The organism is Streptomyces pseudogriseolus (assembly GCA_002154585.1).
Taxonomy (GTDB): Bacteria; Actinomycetota; Actinomycetes; order Streptomycetales; family Streptomycetaceae; genus Streptomyces; species Streptomyces pseudogriseolus.
In genome coordinates this window covers 1-5,675 of sequence record MUNG01000001.1, presented here as the reverse complement: position 1 = coordinate 5,675, position 5,675 = coordinate 1, and the positions used below count along the sequence as shown (strand labels likewise).

1 protein-coding gene is annotated in these 5,675 nt (G+C 76.3%); it reads left to right on the top strand.

The features are described 5' to 3' along the window. Positions 1–5,675: type I polyketide synthase (locus CCN29_RS00005; RefSeq protein ID WP_143661257.1), on the top strand; the 5,675-nt coding region annotated here is incomplete at both ends.

Sequence of the window (5,675 nt, the reverse complement as noted above, 5' to 3'; positions counted from 1 at the left end):
CGGCATGGCCTGCCGCTACCCCGGAGGCGTCGACAGCCCCGAGGACCTGTGGAACCTGGTGCGCGCCGGAGCGGACGGCATCTCGCCGCTGCCCACCGACCGCAACTGGAATCCCGAACGGCTCTACCACCCCGACCCCGACCACCCCGGCACCGTCTACACCCGCGAGGGCGGCTTCCTGCACGACGCCAGCCACTTCGACCCGGCGTTCTTCGGCATCTCCCCGCGCGAGGCCCTCGCCATGGACCCGCAGCAGCGCCTGCTGCTCGAGGTGTCCTGGGAGGCCCTGGAGCGGGCCGGCGTCGACCCGGCCGGCGCCCGCGGCTCCGCCACCGGCGTCTTCGCCGGCGTCACCTACCAGGACTACGTGACGATCCTCGCCGCCTCCGACGACGACTTCGAGGGTTACGTCGGCACCGGCAACTCGCCCAGCGTCCTGTCCGGCCGCATCTCCTACGCCCTCGGCCTGGAGGGCCCGGCCGTCTCCGTCGACACCGCCTGCTCCTCCTCCCTGGTCGCCCTGCACCTGGCCGCGCAGTCCCTGCGCCAGGGGGAGTGCTCCCTCGCCCTCGCGGGCGGCGTCACCGTGATGTCGACGCCGGGCTCCCTCATCGAGTTCAGCCGCCAGCGCGCCCTCGCCGAGGACGGCCGCTGCAAGCCGTTCTCCGCGGACGCCGACGGCGCCAGCTGGGCCGAGGGCGTCGGCATGATCGTCCTCGAACGGCTCTCCGACGCCCGCCGCAACGGCCACCCGGTGCTCGCCGTGGTCCGCGGCAGCGCCCTCAACCAGGACGGCGCCTCCAACGGCCTGACCGCCCCCAACGGGCCCTCCCAGCAGCGCGTCATCCGCCAGGCCCTCGCCGCCGCCGGACTGAACCCCGGGGACGTCGACGCCGTCGAGGCGCACGGCACCGGCACCACCCTCGGCGACCCCATCGAGGCCCAGGCCCTCCTCGCCGCCTACGGCCAGGACCGGCCCGACGACCGCCCGCTGTGGCTGGGCTCCCTGAAGTCCAACATCGGCCACAGCCAGGCCGCCGCCGGCGTCGGCGGCATCATCAAGATGGTGGCGGCCCTGCGCGAGGGCGTCCTGCCCCGCACCCTGTACGCCGAGAACCCCACCCCGCACGTCGACTGGAGCGCCGGCCGCGTCGAACTCCTCACCGAGGAGCGGCCCTGGCCCGACACCGGCCGCCCGCGCCGCGCCGGCGTGTCCTCGTTCGGCATGAGCGGCACCAACGCCCACGTCATCGTCGAACAGGCCCCCGAGGACGCGGCCGTACGGCCGCCCGCCACGGCCGAACTGCCCGCCGTGCCCGTCGTGCTGTCCGCCCGCACCCCCGCCGCGCTGCGCGCGCAGGCCGGGCGGCTGCGCACCCACCTGCGCGCCAGGCCGGGCACCCCGCTCACCGACCTCGGCTACACCCTCGCCGTGGGCCGCGCCGCCCTCACCCACCGGGCCGCCGTCCTCGCCGACGACACCGCCGCCCTCGACGAGGCGCTGGCCGAACTCGCCGCCGACGGGCCGCTCACCGCGCCCGCCCTGCTCGCCGACGCCGTGCCCGGCGGCGCCGAACCCGTCCTCGTCTTCCCCGGACAAGGCGCCCAGTGGGCCGGGATGGGCCGCGAACTCCTCGCCGAGTCGGCGGAGTTCGCCCAGTGGATCGAACGCTGCGAGCAGGCACTCGCGCCGTACGTCGACTGGTCGCTGAGCGCGGTGCTGCGCGGCGACGAGGACGCCGCCGACCTCGGCCGCGTCGACGTCGTCCAGCCCGCCCTGTGGGCCGTGATGGTCGCCACCGCCGCCCTGTGGCGGGCCCACGGAGTGCGCCCCGCCGCCGTGGTCGGCCACTCCCAGGGCGAGATCGCCGCCGCCTGCGCGGCCGGCGCGCTCTCCCTGGAGGACGGCGCCCGCGTCGTCGCCCTGCGCAGCCGCGCCCTCGTCCGCATCGCCGGCACCGGCGGCATGCTCTCCGTGCCGCTGAGCGCCGAGGACACCCGCACCCGGATGAGCCCCTGGGCGGACCGCCTCGCCCTCGCCGCCGTCAACGGCCCCACCTCCTGCGTCGTCTCCGGCGAGGCCGAGGCGCTGGACGAGATGCACACCGCGCTCGTCGAGAGCGGCGTACGCGCCCGCAAGGTCAACGTCGACTACGGCTCCCACTCGCCGCAGGTCGAGCAGATCGAGGACGCCGTCCTCGACGCCCTGGCCGGTCTCGAGCCGCGCGACGGCGAGATCCCCTTCCGCTCCTCCCTGACCGGCGACTGGCTGGACACCACCACCCTCGACGCCCGCTACTGGTACACCAACCTGCGGGAGACCGTCCGCTTCGAGGAGGCCGTCCGTGGCCTGATCGCCGAGGGACATCGCACCTTCATCGAGGTCGGCCCGCACCCGGTGCTCGCCGTCGGACTGCGCGACAGCCTCGAGGCGGCCGGCGTCGACGGCGCCGTCCTCGGCTCCCTCCGCCGCGACCAGGGCGGCCTGCGGCAGTTCCTCACCGCGCTCACCGAGGCCCATCTGCACGGCGTCGACGTCGACTTCGAGACCGTCTTCGCCGGCACCGGCGCCGTCCGCACCGACCTGCCCACCTACCCGTTCGAGCGCCGCCGCTACTGGCCCGCCGTCCGGGAGAACGCCGCCACCGGCACCGGCGACGACCCGGCGGCCGACTCCGTCGAGGCCCGCTTCTGGGAGACCGTCGAACAGGAGGACCTGCGCGGCCTCACCGAGGCGCTCGCCCTGCCCGCCGACGCCCCGCTGTCCGACCTGCTGCCGGCGCTCTCGCAGTGGCGGCAGTCCGGACGCGAACGCGCCACCGCCGACGCCCTCCGCTACGCCGTCACCTTCAGCCCTCTCACCCCCGGCGCCGCCACCCTCACCGGCACCTGGCTGCTCGTCGTCCCCGCCGACGCGGCCGGGCACACCGCCACCGCCGACCGGGTCGCCGACGCCCTCACCGCGGGCGGCGCCCGCACCGTACGGCGGATCGTCCTCCCCGACGGCACGCCCGACCGCACCGGACTCGCCGCCCTCCTCGCGGCCGGCACCGCCGGCGCCGACCGGCCCGCCGGCGTGCTCTCCCTGCTCGCCCTCGACACCCGCGACCACCCCGCCGTGCCGGACGTCACCGTCGGCCTGGCCACCACCCTCGCCCTCGTCCAGGCCCTCGGCGACCACGGCGTCGACGCCCCCCTGTGGTGCGCCACCCGCGGTGCCGTCGCGGTCGGCACCGCCGACCCCGCGCCCGTCGCCGCCCAGGCCCTGATCTGGGGCTTCGGCCGGGTCGCCGCACTGGAGCACTCCGAGCGCTGGGGCGGCCTGATCGACCTGCCCGCCGACCTCGACACCCGGACCGGCACCCGCCTGGCCGCACTCCTCGCCGACCCCGGCCGGGAGGACCAGATCGCGCTGCGCGCCTCCGGCGCCTTCGGCCGCCGCCTGGTCCACGCCCCCGGCACCGACGAACCGGCCGAGCCGTGGCGCCCCCGCGGCACCGTCCTGGTCACCGGCGGCACCGGCGCCCTCGGCCGGCACGTCGCCCGCTGGCTCGCCGACCGTGGCGCCACCCGGCTGGTGCTCGCCGGACGCCGCGGCGCCGACGCGCCCGGCGCCACCGACCTGCGCGACGAACTCGCCGCCCGCGGCGTCGACGTCACCCTCGCCGCCTGCGACGCCGCCGACCGGGACGCCCTCACCGCGCTGATCGAGGGCCTGCCCGCCGACCAGCCGCTGGACGCCGTGTTCCACGCCGCCGGCTCCCTCGACGACGGTGTCGTCGACTCCCTCACCCCCGAGCGCATGACCGGCGTCCTGCGCGGCAAGGCCACCGCGGCCCGCGTCCTGCACGAGCTCACCCGCGACCTGGACCTCTCCGCCTTCGTCCTGTTCTCCTCCACCGCCGGCGTCCTCGGCGGCGCCGGCCTCGGCAACTACGCCCCCGGCAACGCCTACCTCGACGCCCTCGCCGCCGAGCGCCGCGCCGCGGGCCTGCCCGCCACCGCCGTCTCCTGGGGCCTGTGGGCCGACGGCGGCATGGTCGGCGACGCGGCGGGCGAGCGCATGCGCCGCCACGGCGTCCACCCCATGGACACCGCCACCGCCTGCCAGGCCCTCGGCCGCGCCCTCGACCTCGGCGACACCCACGTCGTCGTGACCGACCTGCGCTGGGACACCTACGCGCCCTCGTTCACCGCGCCCCGCCCCAGCGCCCTGCTCGACGAACTGCCCGCCGCGCGGCGGGCCCTGGACGCCGCCCGCACCGGCGCGGCGGCCGACGCGGCCACCGAGATCTCGTCGCTGTCCGCCCACGTCGCCGCCCTGCCCGCGTACGAGAGGGCGGACGCCGTCCTGGACATCGTGCGCCGGCACGTCGCCGGCGTTCTCGGCCACGCCTCCGCCGACGACGTCGACCCCGCCCGCCCCTTCACCGACCTGGGCATCGACTCGCTCACCGCGGTCGAACTGCGCAACGGCATGAACCGCGTCACCGGCCTGCGCCTGCCCAGCACGCTCGTCTTCGACCACCCCACCTGCCGGGCCCTGGCCGACTTCCTGCTCGCGGAGATCGCCGTGGACACCGGCGCCGCCGCCGAGCAGACCACGGCCGAGCCCGTACGGCGTGCACCCGCCGACGAGGACCCGATCGCCATCGTGGCCATGGGCTGCCGCTTCCCGGGCGGGGTCGACACCCCCGAGCAGCTCTGGAGCATGCTGCTGGCCGGCGAGGAGGGCCTGGTGCCCTTCCCGGAGGACCGCGGCTGGGACCTGAACGCCCTCTTCGACTCCGCGTCCGGTACCACGGGCACGGTCGCCACCCGCACCGGCGGCTTCCTCGACGACGCGGGCCACTTCGACCCGGCCTTCTTCAACATCTCGCCGCGTGAGGCCCTCGCGATGGACCCGCAGCAGCGGCTGCTGCTGGAGATGGCGTGGGAGACCTTCGAGCGGGCCGGGATCGACCCGCGCAGCCTGCGCGGCAGCCGCACCGGCGTCTTCGCCGGCACCAACGGCCAGGACTACACCGGCATGCTCGCCGCGTCCGGCGAGGACTTCGAGGGGTACATGCTGACCGGCACCGCCGCCAGCGTCGTCTCCGGCCGGCTGTCCTACACCTACGGCCTCGAAGGCCCGGCCGTCACCGTCGACACCGCCTGCTCCGCGTCCCTCGTCGCCCTGCACCTCGCCGTCCAGTCCCTGCGCGCGGGGGAGTGCGACCTCGCGCTCGCCGGCGGCATCACGGTCATGGCCTCACCGGGTCTGTTCGTGGACTTCAGCCGTCAGCAGGGGCTGGCGGCGGACGGGCGCTGCAAGGCGTTCGCGGACGCGGCGGACGGCACCGGGTTCTCCGAGGGCGGCGGTCTGCTGCTGGTGGAGCGGCTGTCGGACGCGCGGGCCAACGGGCATCCGGTGCTCGCGGTGGTGAAGGGCAGTGCGGTCAACCAGGACGGTGCGTCGAACGGTTTGAGTGCGCCGAACGGTCCGTCGCAGCAGCGGGTGATCCGTGCCGCGCTGGCGGACGCGGGGCTCACCGCGGCCGACGTGGACGCGGTGGAGGCGCACGGGACGGGGACGCGGCTGGGTGACCCGATCGAGGCGCAGGCTTTGCTGGCCACCTACGGGCAGGGCCGTCCCGCCGAGCAGCCGCTGTACTTGGGCTCGGTGAAGTCCAACG